15 protein-coding genes are annotated in these 19,372 nt (G+C 55.5%); 7 read left to right on the top strand and 8 right to left on the bottom strand.

Annotation, left to right across the window (positions count from 1 at the left end; all coding sequences use genetic code 11):
* Nucleotides 1-109: 109 nt before the first annotated feature.
* A complete protein-coding gene (locus tag ACG98I_RS07555; protein WP_394719713.1) occupies nucleotides 110-1,522 on the top strand; it encodes an aldehyde dehydrogenase family protein in 1,413 nt (470 codons plus the stop codon).
* Here ACG98I_RS07555 and ACG98I_RS07550 read toward each other — a convergent pair.
* Complete coding sequence (locus tag ACG98I_RS07550) at nucleotides 1,519-2,175, bottom strand: MOSC domain-containing protein (protein WP_394719711.1); 657 nt, start codon at nucleotides 2,173-2,175, stop codon at nucleotides 1,519-1,521. The two genes, ACG98I_RS07555 and ACG98I_RS07550, sit on opposite strands and share 4 nt — an antisense overlap.
* 41 nt (nucleotides 2,176-2,216) lie before the next feature.
* Nucleotides 2,217-2,912, bottom strand: a complete 696-nt coding sequence (locus tag ACG98I_RS07545; RefSeq protein WP_394719709.1) for an alkaline phosphatase — start codon at nucleotides 2,910-2,912, stop codon at nucleotides 2,217-2,219.
* A 75-nt stretch (nucleotides 2,913-2,987) separates the two neighbouring features.
* Between ACG98I_RS07545 and leuS the strand changes: the two genes are divergently transcribed.
* Nucleotides 2,988-5,831, top strand: coding sequence for a leucine--tRNA ligase (gene leuS / locus ACG98I_RS07540; protein WP_394719707.1), 2,844 nt, complete (start codon nucleotides 2,988-2,990; stop codon nucleotides 5,829-5,831).
* A 345-nt stretch (nucleotides 5,832-6,176) separates the two neighbouring features.
* Here the strand turns inward: leuS and ACG98I_RS07535 are convergent, their stop codons facing one another.
* The 4 genes from ACG98I_RS07535 to catA form a co-directional block, all read right to left on the bottom strand.
* Nucleotides 6,177-6,713 carry a hypothetical protein gene (locus ACG98I_RS07535; protein ID WP_394719705.1) on the bottom strand — a complete coding sequence of 179 codons (537 nt, stop codon included), beginning with the start codon at nucleotides 6,711-6,713 and terminating at the stop codon, nucleotides 6,177-6,179.
* Between the two features lie 570 nt (nucleotides 6,714-7,283).
* Nucleotides 7,284-7,580, bottom strand: a complete 297-nt coding sequence (gene catC / locus ACG98I_RS07530; protein ID WP_394719703.1) for a muconolactone Delta-isomerase — start codon at nucleotides 7,578-7,580, stop codon at nucleotides 7,284-7,286.
* 70 nt (nucleotides 7,581-7,650) lie between these two features.
* Nucleotides 7,651-8,772, bottom strand: a complete 1,122-nt coding sequence (locus tag ACG98I_RS07525) for a muconate/chloromuconate family cycloisomerase (protein WP_394719701.1) — start codon at nucleotides 8,770-8,772, stop codon at nucleotides 7,651-7,653.
* A gap of 122 nt (nucleotides 8,773-8,894) precedes the next feature.
* Entirely contained in the window at nucleotides 8,895-9,767 is an 873-nt protein-coding gene (catA, locus tag ACG98I_RS07520; protein WP_394719699.1) for a catechol 1,2-dioxygenase, read from the bottom strand.
* A gap of 522 nt (nucleotides 9,768-10,289) precedes the next feature.
* On the opposite strand from catA, the gene benA reads away from it, so the two are divergent.
* From benA to ACG98I_RS07495, 5 genes are all read left to right on the top strand, one after another.
* Nucleotides 10,290-11,795: a benzoate 1,2-dioxygenase large subunit gene (gene benA, locus ACG98I_RS07515; protein ID WP_394719698.1), complete on the top strand. Its 1,506-nt coding sequence runs from the start codon at nucleotides 10,290-10,292 to the stop codon at nucleotides 11,793-11,795.
* Nucleotides 11,796-11,882: 87 nt separating this feature from the next.
* Complete coding sequence (gene benB / locus ACG98I_RS07510) at nucleotides 11,883-12,395, top strand: benzoate 1,2-dioxygenase small subunit (protein WP_394719696.1); 513 nt, start codon at nucleotides 11,883-11,885, stop codon at nucleotides 12,393-12,395.
* Between the two features lie 56 nt (nucleotides 12,396-12,451).
* Entirely contained in the window at nucleotides 12,452-13,552 is a 1,101-nt protein-coding gene (gene benC / locus ACG98I_RS07505; protein WP_394719695.1) for a benzoate 1,2-dioxygenase electron transfer component BenC, read from the top strand.
* Nucleotides 13,553-14,413, top strand: coding sequence for a 1,6-dihydroxycyclohexa-2,4-diene-1-carboxylate dehydrogenase (locus ACG98I_RS07500; protein ID WP_394719693.1), 861 nt, complete (start codon nucleotides 13,553-13,555; stop codon nucleotides 14,411-14,413).
* Nucleotides 14,414-14,530: 117 nt separating this feature from the next.
* Nucleotides 14,531-17,281, top strand: a complete 2,751-nt coding sequence (locus ACG98I_RS07495) for a LuxR C-terminal-related transcriptional regulator (RefSeq protein WP_394719691.1) — start codon at nucleotides 14,531-14,533, stop codon at nucleotides 17,279-17,281.
* 77 nt (nucleotides 17,282-17,358) lie between these two features.
* Here the strand turns inward: ACG98I_RS07495 and pcaD are convergent, their stop codons facing one another.
* Complete coding sequence (pcaD, locus tag ACG98I_RS07490; RefSeq protein ID WP_394719689.1) at nucleotides 17,359-18,132, bottom strand: 3-oxoadipate enol-lactonase; 774 nt, start codon at nucleotides 18,130-18,132, stop codon at nucleotides 17,359-17,361.
* Between the two features lie 3 nt (nucleotides 18,133-18,135).
* A complete protein-coding gene (locus ACG98I_RS07485) occupies nucleotides 18,136-19,371 on the bottom strand; it encodes an acetyl-CoA C-acetyltransferase (RefSeq protein ID WP_394719687.1) in 1,236 nt (411 codons plus the stop codon).
* Nucleotide 19,372: the final 1 nt, after the last annotated feature.

Genomic DNA, 19,372 nt, shown 5'->3' with positions numbered 1-19,372 from the left:
CACATTAAGAAACAAGTGCTGTGCGCGCAAACACAACAATAAAAGCAAGTGATATATATCCTAGAGATAAGCGTATTCTTCACGGTTACCTACACATAAGGAGCACTTCGTGTCCCAGTTCGATACCTATGATTCCCTACTCGCTTCCATCGTTGCTGAATCCGGCGATGAAGTGAAAAACCCAGCCACCGGCGAAGTTGTGGGCGTTGCCCCGGCCGGCACCCCAGAAGATATGGAAGCAGCGATCACCCGCGCACGCGATGCGCAGAAGGAATGGGCAAAGCTCGGCGAGGCAAAGCGCAATGAACTGCTGCTCGCTGCCGCCGATGCCATCGAAGCCGCGGCTGAACCACTCGCAGAGCTGCTCTCCCGCGAGCAGGGCAAGCCACTCAACGGTCCAAACGCCCGCTTTGAGGTTGGTGCGTGTTCCGCTTGGCTGCGCGCCACCGCATCCTTCGAGTCCCCTGACCACACTGTTGTGGAAGATGGTGAGACCACCGCGAAGGTCTTCTACCGTCCGCTCGGCGTGGTTGGCGCAATTGGCCCATGGAACTGGCCAATGATGATTTCCGTATGGCAGCTGGCCCCAGCATTGCGCATGGGCAACACGGTTGTCATGAAGCCTTCCGAATACACTCCGCTGTCTGTTCTGGCGCTGGTCAAGGTCATCAACAGTGTGCTGCCAGAAGGCGTGCTCAACATCGTTACTGGCGATGGCAAGGTGGGCGCGGCGCTGTCGACGAGCCAGGGCATCGACAAGCTGATGTTCACCGGCTCTACCGAGACCGGCCGCAAGATTGTGGAATCCACCGCCGCTTCCCTTGCGCGCGTGACCTTGGAGCTCGGCGGCAACGACGCTGGCATTGTGCTTGACGATGTCAACGCTAAGGAAATCGCTGAAGGTTTATTCTGGGGCGCATTCATCAACACTGGTCAGACTTGTGCCGCAATGAAGCGTCTGTATGTTCCGGAATCCATCTATGACGAGGTTGTTGAAGCGCTCGTTGAGGTAGCCAAGAACATGCCAATGGGCGTTGGCCTGGAAGAAGAGAACGTGCTGGGGCCGCTGCAGAATAAGCAGCAGTTCGATATCGTCGACAAGCTGGTCAAGGCTGCAAAGGACGGCGGAGCACGCGTGCTCGTCGGTGGTGAGCCTGACTACGACCAGCCGGGTTACTTCTTCCCTACCACCCTGGTTGCTGATATCGACAACGACAACCCATTGGTTGCCGAGGAACAGTTCGGCCCAGCCCTGCCGATCATTAAGTACTCGACTGTCGATGAAGCCATTGAGATGGCCAACTCCCTCGATGTGGGCCTTGGGTCTTCAGTCTGGTCCGCTGACCGCGAGCGCGCCCTCGAGGTCGCATCGCAGCTCGAAGCCGGTACCACCTGGATCAATGCCCACGGCAACGTGGACCCACGCATCCCATTCGGCGGTACCAAGAACTCCGGCTACGGCGTCGAGTTCGGTGTCGAAGGCCTCAAGGGCCTGGCCTACCCACACGTGGTGAACGGCTAATTTACCCGCTCTAAACGGCGTGCAAGCTGTTCGTGGTGATGCCCAGGTAAACAATGGGCATTCACCACTTTTTCTAGGTTTTCTTTGGCGCCCATCTTCACGGCGAAAGCTTCAGCCATGGTGACTCCGTGGCTCGGTGCTTCTTCAAGAATCAGCTCATCATTCGGGGTGATGGTGCCAGGGGAGATAACTCGAAAATAAGCACCACAGTCGCCGCGTGCGGTGAACTTTTTCACCCACCCTTTTTCTGCTAACCACGCGGCAAAAGTCGCGCACGGGGTGCGGGGGACTGAGACCTCTAAAACCGCGGTTCCAATTCGAACGCGCTGATTGATGACAAGACCACCCAGGTCGATGCCGTGGGTGGTGAGGTTTTCTCCAAAGGAGCCATCGATAAGCTTTCTGCCTAGCTCATCCTGCCAAAAGTCCAGCTCTTCGCGCGAGAACGCATACACGGCTTTGTGTGCGCCGCCGTGGTGCTGGTCATCGCCAATAAAATCTCCGGTCACGCCGGAGCCGTCGCCGTAGTTGGGCCCGGGCGCGAACACAGAGATGGATTCGGCCGGCTGCTTATCGATCCCGGTGCGGCTGTAAGTACCAGCCGCATTGTCGCGGGGGACGGCAATATTGGTGGAGGCAACGCGTGCGTTCATGCAGTCCATTAAAGCACCAGCCAGAAACTGGTGATTGCGAACTACTTGAATTGGCGGATCAAACGGTCAATCGCGGAGGTGTCAATGGAGACAACGCCTACGGATTGGGCGAGTGCTACCAGCGCGCCAATGACAGCAGCCATGATGCCCGCGCCCGCAAGGCCAGAGAAAGCGTTGCTGGAACCAGAAGCAACAGGCTTCTTGTCGTCATTGTCGTTGCCACCGGCGTTGCTGCCGTCGGTCCACCAGGTGTTTTTCGCTAGCTTTGCGATGTCAGTGTTGTCGATGTAGTCACCGCGCACCGGGTCGGTGCCCTTGACCTGGCCCATGATGTCTTCAGAGCCCGCGCCCTTGAAGAAGAAAGGAACAACCTGGTTGGTGTGGTTACCGGAGTACCACTCGTGAGTCGGCAGGGTAGACGTGTCACCGGCCATGACGTTCCACTTGCCGTCTTCTGGCTCATTCATGCCGGAGAGGTAGCCGGTTTCGTGGTCAGCGGTAACAATCAACAGGGTTTCTTCCCAGTTGGAGTTGGTCTCGACCCACTCGATAGCAGCGTCAACGGAAGCGTTGAAGTCCTGCATTTCTTCAATCTCACGCGCGGACTGGTTAGCGTGACCAGTCCAGTCAATGGCGCCGCCCTCAATCATGACGGAGAAACCATCGTCGTCCTGGCCCAGGACATTCAGCGCGCCGGGGTGGACGTTCGAGCGACCTGAATGTGATGGACTCGACATCATGATGTGGCTAAGCGCAGGGGAGAAGTATCCAACTTACGCTGCTGGTGGGTTGACCTACTAGACTGTGATGCTATGACGAACCCTAGTGAAACCACTACGCACCGCTATACCCCGGAACTGGCGACTGAGATTGAACAGCGCTGGCAGAAGTACTGGATTGATAACGGTACTTTTGATGCCGCCAACCCAGTAGGGAAGTTAGCCACCGATAAGCCATTGCCTAAGGACAAGCTCTTTGTCCAGGACATGTTCCCTTATCCTTCCGGTGCGGGTCTTCACGTTGGTCACCCACTGGGTTATATCGCAACTGACGTCTTTGCGCGCTATAACCGCATGCTAGGCAAGAACGTTTTGCACACTTTGGGTTATGACGCTTTCGGTCTGCCCGCGGAGCAGTACGCTATTCAAACCGGTACGCACCCGCGCACGACCACGATGGCGAATATTGAAAACATGCGTCGTCAGCTGGGCATGCTGGGCTTGGGCCATGACCAGCGCCGTTCGGTAGCTACTACGGATCCAGAATTTTATAAGTGGACGCAGTGGATCTTCCTGCAGATTTATAACGCATGGTTTGATGAGGAGCAGAATAAGGCGCGTCCGGTTTCTGAACTCATTGCAGAATTAGAAGCTGGTACCCGTGCTACCAAGGATGGCGCAGTGTACAACGAGCTGTCCAAGGCTGAGCAGGCTAAGGCTGTCGATGAGTTCCGCCTGGTTTACTTGTCTAACTCCACCGTGAACTGGTGCCCGGGTCTGGGTACGGTTTTGGCGAATGAGGAAGTTACTGCTGATGGCCGTTCTGACCGCGGCAATTTCCCAGTCTTCCGCAAGAACTTGAGCCAGTGGATGATGCGCATTACCGCGTACTCCGATCGCCTGTTGGATGATCTGGAGCTGCTGGATTGGTCGGACAAGGTCAAGTCCATGCAGCGCAACTGGATTGGCCGTTCCCGCGGTGCAGAAGTTACTTTCGATGCCCAGGGCCACGACATCCGCGTATTTACCACGCGTCCTGACACCCTGTTTGGTGCTGAGTACATGGTGCTGGCACCTGAGCATGACCTGGTGCAGGAGCTGGCCAGCGATGACGCTTATGGCGCGGATATCAACACTAAGTGGACTTATGGCAAGGGCAATCCAAAGGACGCGATTGCCGCGTACCTGAAGGATATTGCCGCCAAGTCCGACTTGGAGCGTCAAGAGAATAAGGAAAAGACCGGTGTTTTCATTGGTGCTTATGCCACCAATCCTGTCAATGGCAAGCAGATCCCTATCTTCATCGGCGACTACGTCATGATGGGCTACGGTACGGGCGCGATTATGGCGGTACCTGCGCACGATACCCGTGACTATGAGTTCGCCACCGAATTTGAGCTGCCTATCACGGAGGTTGTTTCCGGCGGCGACATCACGCAGGAGGCCTACACCGGCGATGGCGTTTTGGTGAATTCCGCTAATGCTGAGGGCTTGGATATCAATGGCCTGAACAAGGCTGATGCAATTGCCAAGACCATTGAGTGGCTGCAGGAAAAGGACCTGGGCGTAGAGAAGATTCAGTACAAGCTGCGTGACTGGTTGTTTGCACGCCAGCGCTACTGGGGCGAGCCTTTCCCAATCGTGTACGACGCAGACGGTCAGGCACACGCATTGCCTGAATCCATGCTGCCGATTGAGCTGCCTGAGGTAGAGGACTACCAGCCGGTGTCTTTCGATCCGGATGATGCTGATTCTGAGCCACAGCCACCGCTGGCGAAGGCGAAGGAATGGCTAGAGGTTGAACTCGATTTGGGCGATGGTCCACAGACCTACTACCGCGATACCAACGTCATGCCGCAGTGGGCGGGTTCTTCCTTCTACCAGCTGCGCTACATTGACCCGGTCAATGATGAAGCCGTAGTGGATATTGAAAATGAGCGCTACTGGACCGGTCCGCAGCCAGAGACCCATGGCCCGAATGATCCGGGTGGTGTTGACCTGTACGTCGGCGGCGTGGAGCACGCCGTGCTGCACTTGCTGTACTCCCGTTTCTGGCACAAGGTACTCTTTGACCTTGGACATGTATCATCCAAGGAGCCATACCGCCGCCTCTACAACCAGGGCTACATCCAGGCGTATGCCTACACCGATTCCCGCGGTGTTTACGTGCCAGCCGCTGAGGTAGAGGAGAAGGACGGCAAGTTCTTCTACAACGGTGAGCAGGTCAACCAGGAGTACGGCAAGATGGGCAAGTCGCTGAAGAATGCGATTGCTCCGGATGAGTTCTGTGAAGAATACGGTGCCGATACCCTGCGTGTATATGAGATGTCCATGGGTCCATTGGATACCTCACGTCCATGGGCAACCAAGGACGTTGTCGGCGCGCAGCGCTTCTTGCAGCGCCTGTGGCGTTTGGTCATCGATGAAAACACTGGTGAGATTACGGTTAATGATGCCGAGCTTTCCGATGATGACAATAAACAGCTGCACCGCACCATCGCCGGTATTCGTGATGACTACGCTAATCTGCGCGCAAACACTGCCGTGGCGAAGTTGATTGAGTACACCAACTATCTGACCAAGCACTACGGCAATGAGGTGCCACGTGCTGCGATTGAGCCGGCCATCGTCATGACGGCACCGGTTGCGCCGCACATCGCTGAGGAGCTGTGGAATAAGCTCGGCCATGATGACACCATCACCTTCGTCGACTTCCCAATCTTTGATGAGAAGTGGCTCAAGGACGATGAGATTGAGATTCCAATCCAGGTCATGGGCAAGGTCAAGTCCCGCGTCTCCGTCCCAGCGGACGCCGACCAGGACACCGTGCTTGCAGCCGCGCTTGCCGATGAAAAGATCATCGTACTCACCGAAGGCAAGACCGTAGTCAAGAAGATTTACGTTCCTGGCCGCATGGTCAACCTGGTTGTGAAGTAAGCGAAAGCGGTTCCCACTTTCAGGGATTAAGCGATAAGGCCCGTGCATCCTGCATGTGAAGTGCAGTGATACTAGGGCTATATCTATTTCTTCCGTGGTGCTCCATAGCCTATGGCGCAAGCAAAGAGTCCGATGAAAGCTAGGACTAGTGCAAAAATGGTTTGTTCTCTAATGAGAAGAAACCCTGCTGAAGCGTAGGCCAGAGTTGCTATAAGAAATGACCACGCACCTAATTTTGATGGGTGGACTACTAACGGGTGGTTAGGATTGGGCTTCTTGGAGGAGACAAACGCACTCGCGGAAACTACTGCAGCACCAATTACGACTAGGAGGGGAAACCAAATACTACCCAAAGTTCCTCAACTTAATTACTGTAGCTAGAACGACTGCGGCAAAATTCACTCTCATCGCCTGACTAGTGAGAGCTCCCAAAACAGGGCTGCCGGCGCAACCGAAGATCGCGTTCATTACCCAGGTTGGGGGAGCGATGTCGTCATGCGCCATACTTGCCATCTGTTGTATCCCAGATGCAGGAAGGCTTGTGAGGGCTCCCTTGACACACCAAGCAACTGCAGCAACTGCTATGGCAGCAACAGCAGGAAGCGCCATAGGCTGAGGGCCGACAATCTCGTAGTTTACGTCGACGCCTTCGAGGGCTTCTATTACTTCAGGTTCGGCTGCACTATTGGCAATGAGTTCGTTCGCCTCTGTTATGGCATGGTAGGGAATCTGAACTGGATCGCCTTCGCCCCAGGCCACACACGTTTCTGCGTTCACTGGTTCCAAATTTTCTGCTAGTGCGCTTGGCGAGTGTATTGCTGTCAATGAAATTGCGACGGCAACAGCGCAGGAAATTGTTTGCTTCCGGAATGGAATTTTCATTCAAGGTCCTTCGGTAGGGATATTATCCCGTGTTGTGATGTGGTAAGGGATTCATCTCTGGGAAGCCGAAGAGGCATTGCTGATTACTGAACCTGAACTCTGCTCGTCCAGTATTCCGCCTTCTCGAGGTTTAATTTCCTTGGTTGGGAATATATAGCAGTTGCTTTCAATTTGCAAGGGCGGGAATTGCGCGATTTTGGAAGGGGTATTTCTTCCCTAGACGAGATCGAATCAATTTCATGCACTCTAAAACCGGAACAGCCGTTAAAGCTTGCGTGGCACGCCAGTCAATGCATTATTGACTGTTATCAGATGAGCGATGAACGCAAAGGAAAGACACAAATGCGTGAGGTCATTATTGCACTAGGAAAGCTCAATAGAGCCCTTGACAACCACAGCGCTGACTTTCCTGCATGCCCCGCTGAGAGAGATTCCTTAACTTTCTGAATTAGATGAACAGGAATAGAGGTGCCTGAGTCCAAAAGCCCGAGCATCCTGCAATATTCTGCAGTGACGCCCGGGCTTGTGTCTTATTTCAGGGATTAAGTTCTCAGCGCTTGTACGAAGAACTTAATCCTCGCGCAGGTAATACTTCAGCGCATTTGGGTGCTTGGATAGTGGCGTGATTTTTACGTCCATGTACTTGAACATGGGGAAGCCGCTGAGGATGGTGTGCAGCTCATCGTGGTCATCGACGTCGAAGATGGAGTAGTTGGCGTACTCGCCGACGACGCGCCAGATAGCACGCATGATGCCTTTTTCTTGCAGGTTGCCGGAGTATTCCTTCTCGCGGGCCTGGAAATCAGCGGTCTGCTCAGGGGTGAGAGAGTCGGGGAAGTTAACGTCCATTCGTGCTAAAAACAGCATGTGGTGCCCTTTCTACTAAATAGTGTCTATTCGGTTCTTTCACGCGTAAATAGTTCTTGCTTTAGCAAGACTATTTACGCGTGAACTTGTTGATCTGGTCCCAGTCAGGGTTAACCCCGGTGCCGGGGCCTTCGGGGACGAAGACCTTTCCGTCGCGGTACTCGATGTCGTTTTCGACATAAGTTTCCTTTAGCAGCATTGGGCCGAAGAGCTCAGTGCCGTAGGTGACCGCTGGGGTAGAAGCACAGAAGTGCAGGGATGCGGCGGTACCGAAAGGGCCCTCCAGGGAGGTAGCGCCGTGGCATGCGAGACCGGCGGTTTCAGCAATGGCGGCGGTTTTCTTAGAAGCCAGCAGACCGCCCAGCTTGGTGGTCTTGATGGCAACGACATCGGCAGCTTGCTTGGAGACGACAGCGAGTGCGTCAGCAGGGGAGCAGACAGACTCATCGGCCATCACGGGCACGCCAATGCGTTGGGTGATCTCACGGAGGGTATCGAGGTCATCGGCAGGCGTTGGCTGCTCAAAGAGCTCCACACCGGCTTCTGCCAGAACAGGCAGGAAGCGCAGGGAAGTCAGGCGGTCCCAGCGGGCATTGATGTCAATGCGGAAGGAGACGCGGCCCTCGAGGGCATCGACAAGCTCAGCAATGCGGGAGACATCGGTTGCCGGGTCGCCGGAGCCCATCTTGAGCTTGAAGGACTTGTGTCCGTGTGATGCAATGCGCTCTTCGACCTCAGCCACGGCTTGCTCAAGCGGCAAGACGCCGAGTGCCCAGGTGCAATCGAGGCTATCGCGGAACTTGCCGCCCAAAAGGTCGGCGAGTGGGATGTTCAAGGAGCGTGCATAAGCATCGAAAAGTGCAATTTCTAGCCCAGCCTTGGCAAAGCGCATGTTGGCAACAACGCGTTCCCAATCATGCACGATGCCGGAAATCTCCGAAGCTTTGCGGCCAATGGTTGCTGGCGCGAGGTATTTCTCCACGATGACCTGCATGGTGTCGACGGTCTCACCGCCCCACCAGGCGCCGCCTGGCACGACGCCTTCGCCGAACCCGGTTGCGCCATCAGAAAGCTTTACCTGGACAAGCAGGATTGGCTGCTCATTGGCGGTGAAGGTCGCGAACTTGTGCGGACGGATAAGCGGAACATCAAGAATTCGCGTCTCAATGGCCTCAATAGTTGGTGCTGACATGTACTTATAGTGTCCTTTCATGACTAAAGCCTCGTGCTCCACATTAGCCCGCGCGCAGATAATGCGGGCTGCGGGAAAAGTGTGGGCACGAGGCCAAGTAAGCGTTTAGCTAGGGAACTGGATTAGTCTTCCTTATCCAGTGCGAATGGGTAAACAACCTTGTTGGAGCCGTCTTCCTGAGGCTGAGGATCCAGAACCAGCTCAGGCTTAACAGCGGATGCAACGTCATCATTCAGGTGGCCGTCACCAACGAAGTACAGCTGGGTGGTGATGGTGCGGTAACCAGGGTGCTTGATGCGCAGGTGCAGGTGAGCTGGGCGCCATGGGTGGCCATCGTAGGAGTCGATGAACCAGCCAGTTGGGCCGTCGTGTGGAATGCGGTAAGGCGCTGGCTGCAGGGTCTTGATGTTGTAGTTGCCCTCTTCATCAGTGACGATGGTGCCGCGCAGGTTCCACTCTGGAATGTTCGGTGCGAACTGGGAGTAGTAACCCTCCTTATCAGCGTGCCACAGCTCAACGGTTGCGCCACCCAGGCCGTTGCCATCAACGTCGGTGACCTGGCCGGTGAAGTACAGCGCCTGTGCTTCGCGGTCCTGGTCACGCATAGGCATCTCACACTCAGCTGGGAGCTTAGGGGAATTTTCTACGTAGTAAGGGCCCTCAATGGAACCCTGGGTGCCGGTGTAGCCCTTGCGGTTGTAGTTAGCCTTCTCAACCACATGCTCGTAGAAGACGTCCAGCCACAGTGGCCACTCGCCATTCTCGCCGACCTGAATCATCCACCACTTAAGCACCTCGTACTCATCGTAGGTGACCTGGTGCTTCAGGGTGATCTCTTCGAATGCTGCAAAGAGGTCCTTGTAGATGGCCGCTGCGCGCTCAGGAGAAGTGTCCGCATGTGGGGTGCGGGAGTTCTTGAACTTGTCAGTTGCTGCATTACCGGAAGCAGAGGCGGTTGCCTGCTCTACATTCTGCTCGTCTGGAGTATTAGTCATGGGGAGACCTCCTTGTAATTACTTCTACCGTGGAGAATAGAAGCAAGATGGATGGGTGGGAAGCAGCGAGTTGAACATCATTGCGGGCGGTGATGCTCCAAGCGGCCGCTCGCGGTGTCGTCGAAAAATTACTTGTGATGTGAACTGCCTGCTACTTAATACTGTGGTCTGAAACATGACCAATGTCAATCGAATTTTGCTCTCAAAAAAGTTTATTTCACTGAGCTAAGGGCGCTTTACGAGATGAAACTGCAGGTAGATTCAATTAAATCGGCAGAAGTTCGCTTGACGAACAAAAGTACCCTGGTAAACCCTAGGGCCTTAACTAGTGTTCCGCTTCGCTTCAATCCGTATTGTGAGTCGTACATCACCACAGATTCCTGCGAGAGACACACTTCAAAAAGTGTCTGAACCTGAAGGTGAGAACACGCTTTGAAAGCTTGGAAAGAAAGACGATTTTCCACTGAGAATCATCGCCAAGTGGCCAAAGTTCCCCAAGACTAAAAATTCAAGGAGCGTACAATGTCTGTACAAGCGCGCCGTAATTCGGTTGAAGAAACTCTGGAAAACGCATTGGACTACCGTCCAGAAGACGGAGTGGTTCGCGTCAACCGCAAGGTATTCACTGACCAGGAGCTATTTGACCTGGAAATGCGCTACATCTTCGAAGGTAACTGGATCTTCTTGGCTCATGAGTCCCAGATCCCTGAGGTCGGTGACTACTACACAACCAACATTGGTCGACAGCCAATCATGATCACCCGCTCCAAGGATGGCGAGCTCAACGCGCTCATCAACGCTTGTTCTCACCGTGGCGCCATGCTGTGCCGCCGCAAGACGGATAACCGCACCACTATTACCTGCCCATTCCACGGCTGGACCTTCTCCAACGACGGTCGCCTGCTGAAGGTCAAGGATGAAGAAACCGGCGGATACCCAGAAAACTTCCGCACCGACGGCAGCCATGACCTGCGTCGCGTCCCACGTTTCGAGTCCTACCGCGGTTTCCTCTTTGGTTCCCTCAACCCAGACGTTGTCTCCCTGGAGGAGCACTTGGGTGATGCACGCGCCAGCCTGGATATGCTCATTGACCAGTCCCCAGAAGGCCTGGAAGTTCTGCGCGGTGCATCCACTTACACCTTTGATGGCAACTGGAAGCTGCAGGCCGAAAACGGTGCTGATGGCTACCACGTGTCCTCCACCCACTGGAACTACGCGGCAACTACTTCCCGCCGTGACTCCGGTGAGTCCAAGAACGAAACCCGCGCGATGAGCGCCGGTGACTGGGGCAACCAGGGTGGTGGCTACTTCTCCTTCCCGAATGGCCACCTCATGCTGTGGAGCCAGTGGGCAAACCCAGAAGACCGTCCGGTGTATGACCGCCTGGAAACCCTGAAGGAACTGCACGGCGAAGAGCGCGCAAACTTCATGGTCGGCGCATCCCGCAACCTGTGCCTGTACCCAAATGTGTACGTCATGGACCAGTTCTCCACCCAGATTCGTCGCCTCGAGCCAGTCTCTGTGGATAAGACCAAGGTCACCATCTACTGCATCGCGCCAAAGGGCGAATCCGCAGAATCCCGCGCTAACCGTATCCGTCAGTACGAGGACTTCTTCAACGCAACCGGTATGGCTACCCCAGATGACCTGGAAGAGTTCCGCTCTTGCCAGAAGACCTACCTGGCAACCTCTTTCCCATGGAATGACATGACCCGTGGTCTGCACCAGCAGGAGAGCGGCCCAAGCGAGCTGGCTAAGAAGCTACAGCTCAATGAAGTACTTTCTTCCGGTGCACGTACTGAGGATGAGGGTCTGTACCCAATCCAGCACGGCTACTGGGAAGACGTCATGCGCAACGCGGTCAAGATGGATTCTTCCGTCAATAAGGACCTCTTTGACGCCAAGGCGGCTTCCGAATCTTCCCGCGAATTTGCTTTGGCTGCAGCAGCCAAGAAGGAAGCAGCGGCAGCTGCATCCGCTTCCTCTGAGGGCACTGGACGCCGTAGCCGCCGTTCCCGCAGGCGCTAAGCGCACCGTCGCTAGCGCCCAGCGCAGCTCAAGACAGCGCACAAGAAAATTTCACATTCTAAATTTCAAGGAAGAGGTCTGACCCCCATGACTCAAACACTTGCAACACAGCAAATTACCCGCACTGAAGTAGAGGACTTTCTCTACTACCAGGCACGCCTGCTCGATGACCGCCAATTCGAAGAGTGGATCGAGTGCTTCACCGAAGACGCTGAGTACTGGATGCCAGCGTGGGATGACAATGATGAGCTAACTGAAGATCCACAGAAGGAAATCTCACTCATCTACTACCCAACGCGTGCAGGTCTTGAAGACCGAATCTTCCGTATTCGCACTGAGCGTTCTTCTGCAACCTCCATGCCAGACCCACGTACCGGTCACAACATCACCAACGTGGAAATCCTCGAGCGTCGTGAGAATGAAGTAGATATCCGCTTCAACTGGACCAACTACTACTACCGCTACGAGACCACCGATAACTACTTCGGCACCACTTTTGCAACCTTGGATTTGTCCACCGGCAAGCCACTGTTTAAGAAGCAGCGCATCATCCTGCGCAATGACTTCATTCACCACATCGTCGACGTGTACATGGTCTAAATCCGAATCTTTTCGGATACTTGCTACTTTTTCAAATTTCTTAGGAGGACATTGAAATGTCTACCACTACCGATCACAAGATTGCTCTCGCTTTTGAAGACGGAATCACCAAGTTCATTCCGTGTGGCGAAGAGCAAACTGTTGCGGACGCTGCTTACCAGGCGAAGATCAACATTCCTTTTGACTGCCGTGACGGCGCATGCGGTACCTGTAAGGCATTCTGCGAGTCCGGTGACTTCGACGAAGGCGAATTCGTTGATGATGCCATGACGCAAGATGAGTTGGACAATGGTTTCTGCCTGCCATGCCAGGCCAAGCCACGCTCCGACATGGTCCTGCAGATCCGCACCACTTCTGTACTGGCAAAGACCGGTCCAGAAACCTTCAACGCAACCGTCACCAAGGTCGGCGCACTCTCTGACACCGTATTTGAGCTGGAGCTCGAGGTAGAAAACCGCGAAAAGCTCAACTTCCTCCCTGGTCAGTACGTCAACATCACCGTTCCAGGCTCTGGTGAGACCCGTTCCTACTCTTTTGCAACCGGTCCAGACGTGGAAAAGATTGCGTTCCTGATCAAGAACACCCCGAATGGTTTGATGACCAATTGGCTCAAGGACGTGGCTAAGGTTGGTGACAAGCTGGAGTTTGAAGGTCCAATGGGTTCCTTCTTCCTGCGTGAGCCATTGCAGCCAGTTCTGCTGCTGGCCGGTGGCACCGGTCTGGCGCCAGTGATGTCCATTATGGAATCACTGGCGAATGATGAGCTGCTGGATGTTCCAGTTCGTCTCATCTATGGCGCGAACACCAACGTGGACCTGGTGCGTCTGGAAGAAATCGCAGCCTACAAGGACCGTATCGCGGACTTTGATTTCTTCACCGTGCTGTCTCAGGATGATGACCATGAGCGCAAGGGCTTTGTTACTGACCACATGGATCCGGTGGAGCACCTTGCTGAGGGCGAAGCTGATTCCTACCTGTGTGGCCCACCACCAATGGTTGAGGCAGTACGCAAGTACTTTGATAACCACGACACCCCGCCACTGAACTTCTACTATGAGAAGTTCAACGCCAATCAGCAGCCGGGCGCTGCAGATGCACAAACCGGCGAGCAGGTCGCGGAAAAGGCTGCGGACGTGGCTGACAAGGTGAGCGTCTAGATGAGCATGCCGGAAGGCGGCGCTGCCGACGAACAGGGCATTTTCACCCCGCAGCGCTTTGAAAACCAGGTTGTGATTGTCACCGGCGCAGCCCAGGGCATTGGCTTTGCCGTTGCCCAGCGCATTGCGCGCGAAGATGGCACCGTGGTGCTCGTCGATCGCGCAGACTTGGTGCATGAGCGAGCTGAGCAGCTTGCCGATGCCGGCACAGGCGAAGTGTATGCCGCCACCGCCGACCTGGAAACTTTCGCCGGTGCGCAGTCCGCCGTGGACTTTGCGCTGGAGAAGGCTGGACGGGTTGATGTTCTCATCAATAATGTTGGCGGCACTATCTGGGCTAAGCCTTATGAGCACTACAGCCCAGAAGAGATTGAAAAAGAGATCAACCGGTCCCTTTTTCCAACTCTGTGGATGTGCCGCGCGGTTCTGCCGGCCTTCATTGGTGATTCTTCTTCGGTGGATTCTTCCGACAAAGAATCCACCGGTGGCGTCATTGTCAACGTGTCTTCGACAGCAACCGGTGGTATCAACCGTGTGCCTTATGCGGCAGCAAAGGGCGGCGTCAACGCGATTGTCTCGGCACTGTCGCACGAAGCAGCACACCACAATGTGCGCGTTGTGGCAGCCGCGCCGGGCGGAACTCTCGCACCAGCCCGTACGGTACAACGCGGACCGCTGCCTGATGATGATCAGGAAAAGCAGTGGTACCAGCAGATTGTGGACCAGACCGTGGACTCTTCTTTGATGAAGCGCTACGGCACGCTTGATGAGCAGACTGCGCCCATCTGCTTCCTGGCATCAAAAGAAGCAAGCTATATCACCGGCTCCGTTCTACCCGTCTCCGGTGGTGACCAAGGCTAAAAGCCTGACATCCTCCTAGATAAAGAAAGTAAACAGGCGGCACTGGACTTAAAGCAAGGCTAGTGCCGCCTGTCATTTCTGCATATTATGATGCCTTCATACTTTAAAATGACCTCAATGGTCTCTTCTCTCTCACAGCGCAGCGGAATTGATCTGTCTTTGTTGGCACGCCCAGACATCCAGCAAGTGATGTCGGTGATTAACAATATGTCACCTGGTGTTGGTCATATTTTGGCAATCCATGGTGATTCCGGGACAGGTAAGTCTTCTTTGGCGCGCTCTATTCTGCGTAACCTGCAGGGGTGGTCTGCCTATTCCATGACCGCTACTTCAGACATGACCACTGAAGACCTAGTGGAGAAGATGAATCAGGTCCTGGTGAACGCCGAAAGCGAAGCCCCAAGCGAATCCCCAAGTGAAAATGTAGCTGACTCATCCGACTCGGCGGTTGACTCACCATCCGAGCACGAAGCAGAGACGCAGGCTTCTGAGCACAACTTAGAGAGCCTACTGAAGATGGTGGATGTGCCTTTTGCGTCTACCTTGATTCATATTGATGATGCCCATCTGTTGAATGAAACAACCGTGCGTGAGGTTCAAGACACGCTGAAAAATATTGAGGTCGGACGCTTCGTTGTCCTTATGACTGGCTCGTCCAATGCTGCCTATATTGCTTATGCCAGCTATAAGGCACAGGTGACCGCGATGAGCGCCGAAGAGATTCAATCTTTCGCGTTATCTGATATCGGTGCGCGTATTCCGCTTGATCTAGCTGAGCGGATTCAGACCATGTCCGGTGGATATCTCGGATTGGTTCATGAGCTGATGATGACCATGCCTTCTGATGCGTGGAATAAGCGCAATGTGTTGATCAAAGTACCGCAGCAATGGTGCAAGCGCTGGGCGGATAAATCTGACTGCCTTGATGCGGACACCATTCTGGTTTTGCAGGCCATGGCATGTATCTATGAGCCCGTCACTTTGGACCTGCTAGAGCACATGGTGGATGCCCCGGACATTGACCAGGCTGTGGAACGAGCAATCGAAGCAGGAGTGGTGTCAGTAGTTGCCGGTGTGTTTCCGCCGGAGCTGCGCTTTAGCGCGGTGGAAGATAAATCGACTCTTGGTGAAATGGTCGGCCCTGCCCGTCGCCGCGAATTCCATAAGGGTGCGCATACCTATTATGAAGCGCGTGGTGATAAAGCCCAGGCACTGGTGCATCATGCGTTAAGTATCAGCTCGCATGATCGAAATATTGCATCTGAGCTGGCTGTCGCCGCCGCAGAGTTAGGTAGTGCGGGGCGCTGGCGAGAAGCTGCGGAATTTTATCAACTGGCATCCGAGTTGAGCGCGAACATCGAGCAGCAGCGCCGTTATGAGCTGGACCAGCTTGAGGCTCTTGTCGCGTCCTCGAATATTCGCGCAGTAGCGCACCGGGCCCGTACGTTGGACACGCGTGCGCCGAATATGTGGCGGGATTCTTTGCTCGGGTACTTGGCTATTCACCAGGGCCGGCGCATGGAAGCTATCTCGCGTTTTACCAACGCGGCGCACGATACCGCCGCGCCCGATGAGGTCAAGGCCCAGCTTGCTAGCCGTAAAGCACTCGCGGCGATTGCTGATTGGAACCTTGATGAGGTTATTGCTGCAGCTGATGATGCTGCACGCTGGGGCGGACCAGACTCGGAACCAGCCTTATCCGCAAGTTATATCGCAAGTGTGGCTCGATCCGCGAAGACCGGCAATCATGCGGAGTTACCGGCTAGGCCAGGGGAGTCCTCGGTGTTGGCACAGCGTCGTCACATGGCCAATGGCTGGATCAAAGTTGCTTATGATGACCCGATTTCCGCGCGACAAGAATTGCAGCAGCTTCCACGCGAAGAAGGCGCTGCCCGTATTGACCTGTGGCAGTTGGCCTGGCTGGCGCGCGCGGAGTTTCTCTTAGGCGAGTGGGATGCGGCGGTTGCCACCGTGGAACGCGGCCTTTTCCAGTCTGATCAATACGGTATTGATCTCCTTGACCCACTCATGTTGTGGACCGGCGCTATTATCGCGCAGCTACGTGGTTCCTATTCTATTGCGGCGAATTATCGCAACCGGTTGGTTATCGGCAATGATGCTTTTGTTGTCCAGCGCGTGCCCGCCGCGATTACGCGGATTGTTACAGGCTTGCGGGAAAACCAGATGCTGGAGGCCACCCGTGCCGCAGACCAGCTCATAGCCTTGGACAAAGAGACCTCTATTAGTCAGCCAGGTTTCTGGCCATGGCGTGATTTGGCCGTTAATGTACTGCTTAATACCAAGCGTCTTGATGAAGCCGATGATCTGTTATCCGAAGCTGAAGAAGACGCCGATCAGGTCAATAATTTTGGTCTGCAAGCTCGACTCGTCGCCGAGCGTGCCCACCAAGCTTTTGTTCTCGGTGAGCCTGACCGTGGCGTGAAACTCTATGAAGATGCCATCGAAATGATGGCCACCTCCCACATGCGTCCCTACCAGGGCCGTACGCTTTTTGCTTTTGGTCAGTCTCTGCGCCGTTTGGGTCGTAGGCGCCAAGCCGACAACTATCTGGCGCGCGCCGCTGAGGTCTATCAATCAATGGGTGCACACGCACATGTGGAAAAGATCAACCGTGAACGCCGAGCGGGCGGCCTCGGTCCGCGGCAAAGCTCCGCATCCTCGCTCACTATCCAGGAACTCGAAGTCGCGCAGCATGCCGCCAGCGGCCTTACTAATAAAGAGATCGCCGCGCAGCTCTTCCTCTCGCCAAAAACTGTGGAGTTCCACCTCACCCGCATCTACCGCAAACTGCGCATCCGCACCCGCACGGAGCTGCCATCAGCGCTTGCGCAAGCACTGCGCGAGTAAACCCCGGCAGCCACAATCGTGGTGCCAGGGGTACTTAGCGTGTTCGTGCCACCGCACACGCTGGTCAGTAGTGGGAACTACTTGGAAAAGTGAGCGCGCAGGGCGTCGGTGACGCCCTCGGGTGCCTCGATCGTGGGCACGTGCGCGCCGGGTGAGATTTCCACATAGGTGGATTCGCCGGAGACCTTGTCGCCGATGCCCTTGAGTACCTCAGGTGGGGTGGAAGGGTCATCAGCGCCTGCCAGAACCAATACCGGAACGGTGATGGAACCGAGCTGGTCCGCAAAGTCCCAATCGGCGAGTGCTTCAGAGCAAGACGCGTAGCCTTCGGCTGGGGTGGTGGCAATCATCTCGCGGTAGAAGTCGGTGGATGCAGGGTTTTCTGCAATCCAGCCCTCGGAGAACCAGCGGCCGACGATGCCATCGGCGAGCGCTGCAGTGGAATCCGCACGCACGGTGCGGGCGCGCTCATGCCAGGACTCGGGCGTGCCGAACTTCGGTGCGGTGCACAAGAACGCTGCTGAAGTGACATTGGAATCATTGGCTGCCAGGTACTGCGCAACGGCACCGCCCAGGGAAAGACCAACGACGCCATAAGACTCAACGCCGAGCGTGCCGATGGTTTCCTGCACGTCTGCTGCCAAGTCCGCAATAGAAGCTGGGCCTTCGACAACTGGGGAATTACCGTGGCCGCGGTGGTCAACGGCGATGACGCGAAAGACATCGGATAGCGCGTCAAGCTGCGGCAACCACATGTCGGTGGTGGAGCCAATGGAGCCGATGAACACCAAGGTGCCCTGGGGCTGCTCAGCCTTGCGTGGGCCGTATTCAACAAAGTGCAATTGCGTCATGGTTTAGCCTTCCTTTTCTACTACTGCTGCCATGCCCTGACCGCCACCGATACACATGGTGGCCAGACCCAGCTTGCCACCTTCACGCTTGAGGCGGTGTGCCAGCGTGACCAGCATGCGGGCACCGGTTGCGCCCACTGGGTGGCCGAGAGAGATGCCCGAACCCAAGGTGTTCAGACGGGAATCATCCCACGCTACGCCCCAATCCTGCAGCACGGCGAGTGCTTGGGCTGCGAAAGCCTCATTCAATTCAATGGCATCCAGAGCATCCAGGCCCAGGTTGATACGCTCCAGCGCCTTCTTCGTGGCAGGGACTGGGCCAATGCCCATGGTCTCTGGTGCAACGCCCGCAACGGCCCAGCTCTTCAGGCTCAACATCGGGGTCAGGCCGAGCTCCGCCGCTTTCGCGCGGGTGGTGACAATCATCGCTGCTGCGCCGTCATTCTGGGAAGAAGCGTTGCCGGCGGTCACGGTTGCTTCCTCATCAATCTTGCCGCGAATGGTGCGCAAGGTAGCCAGCTTTTCTGGGGTGGAACCCTCACGTGGGCCTTCATCGGTGGTGACCACAGTAGGCTCCTGACCGCGCTTTTTAGCAGGAACTGAGACTGGCACGATTTCTTCCTCAAAGAGGTTCTCTGCCTGTGCCTTCAGTGCACGCTCATGGGATGCCGCGGCCATTTGGTCTTGTGCTTCGCGCGTGATCTTATAATCACGGCGAACATTTTCAGCGGTTTCAATCATGCCGCCCGGAATTGGGTGGTTCTTGCCGCCGGCGGTCTCGCGTGCCTCAGCCAAGCGGTCACGCAGCTGCATGTCGCCGCCCTTCACACCCCAGCGGATGGAGCCATCCACGGTGTACTCGGTGCGCGACATGGATTCCGCACCACCAGCGATAATGAGGTCGGATGCGCCCATCGCCACGTGTGCTGCGGCGGTCATCACTGCCTGCAGACCGGAACCACAACGGCGGTCCAGCTGCATACCTGGTACATCCATGCCCAGCTGAGAGTTCAGCGCCACGATACGGCCCAGAGCAGGGGCTGCACCATTAGGGTTGGCCTGGCCCAAGATGATGTCATCCACATCAGCACCGGTAATGCCGGTGCGTTCCACAATCGCATCCACCACGGTGGTAGCCAGATCTTCTACTGGAATATCGCGGAAGACTCCGCCATAACGGCCCACTGGCGTGCGCAGAGGGGAGCAAAAAACAATGTCATTATCGGATTGGTTAGTCATT

It is taken from the genome of Corynebacterium sp. L4757 (assembly GCF_043673995.1).
GTDB lineage: Bacteria > Actinomycetota > Actinomycetes > Mycobacteriales > Mycobacteriaceae > Corynebacterium.
This window is presented reverse-complemented; position numbering and strand designations above follow the sequence as displayed.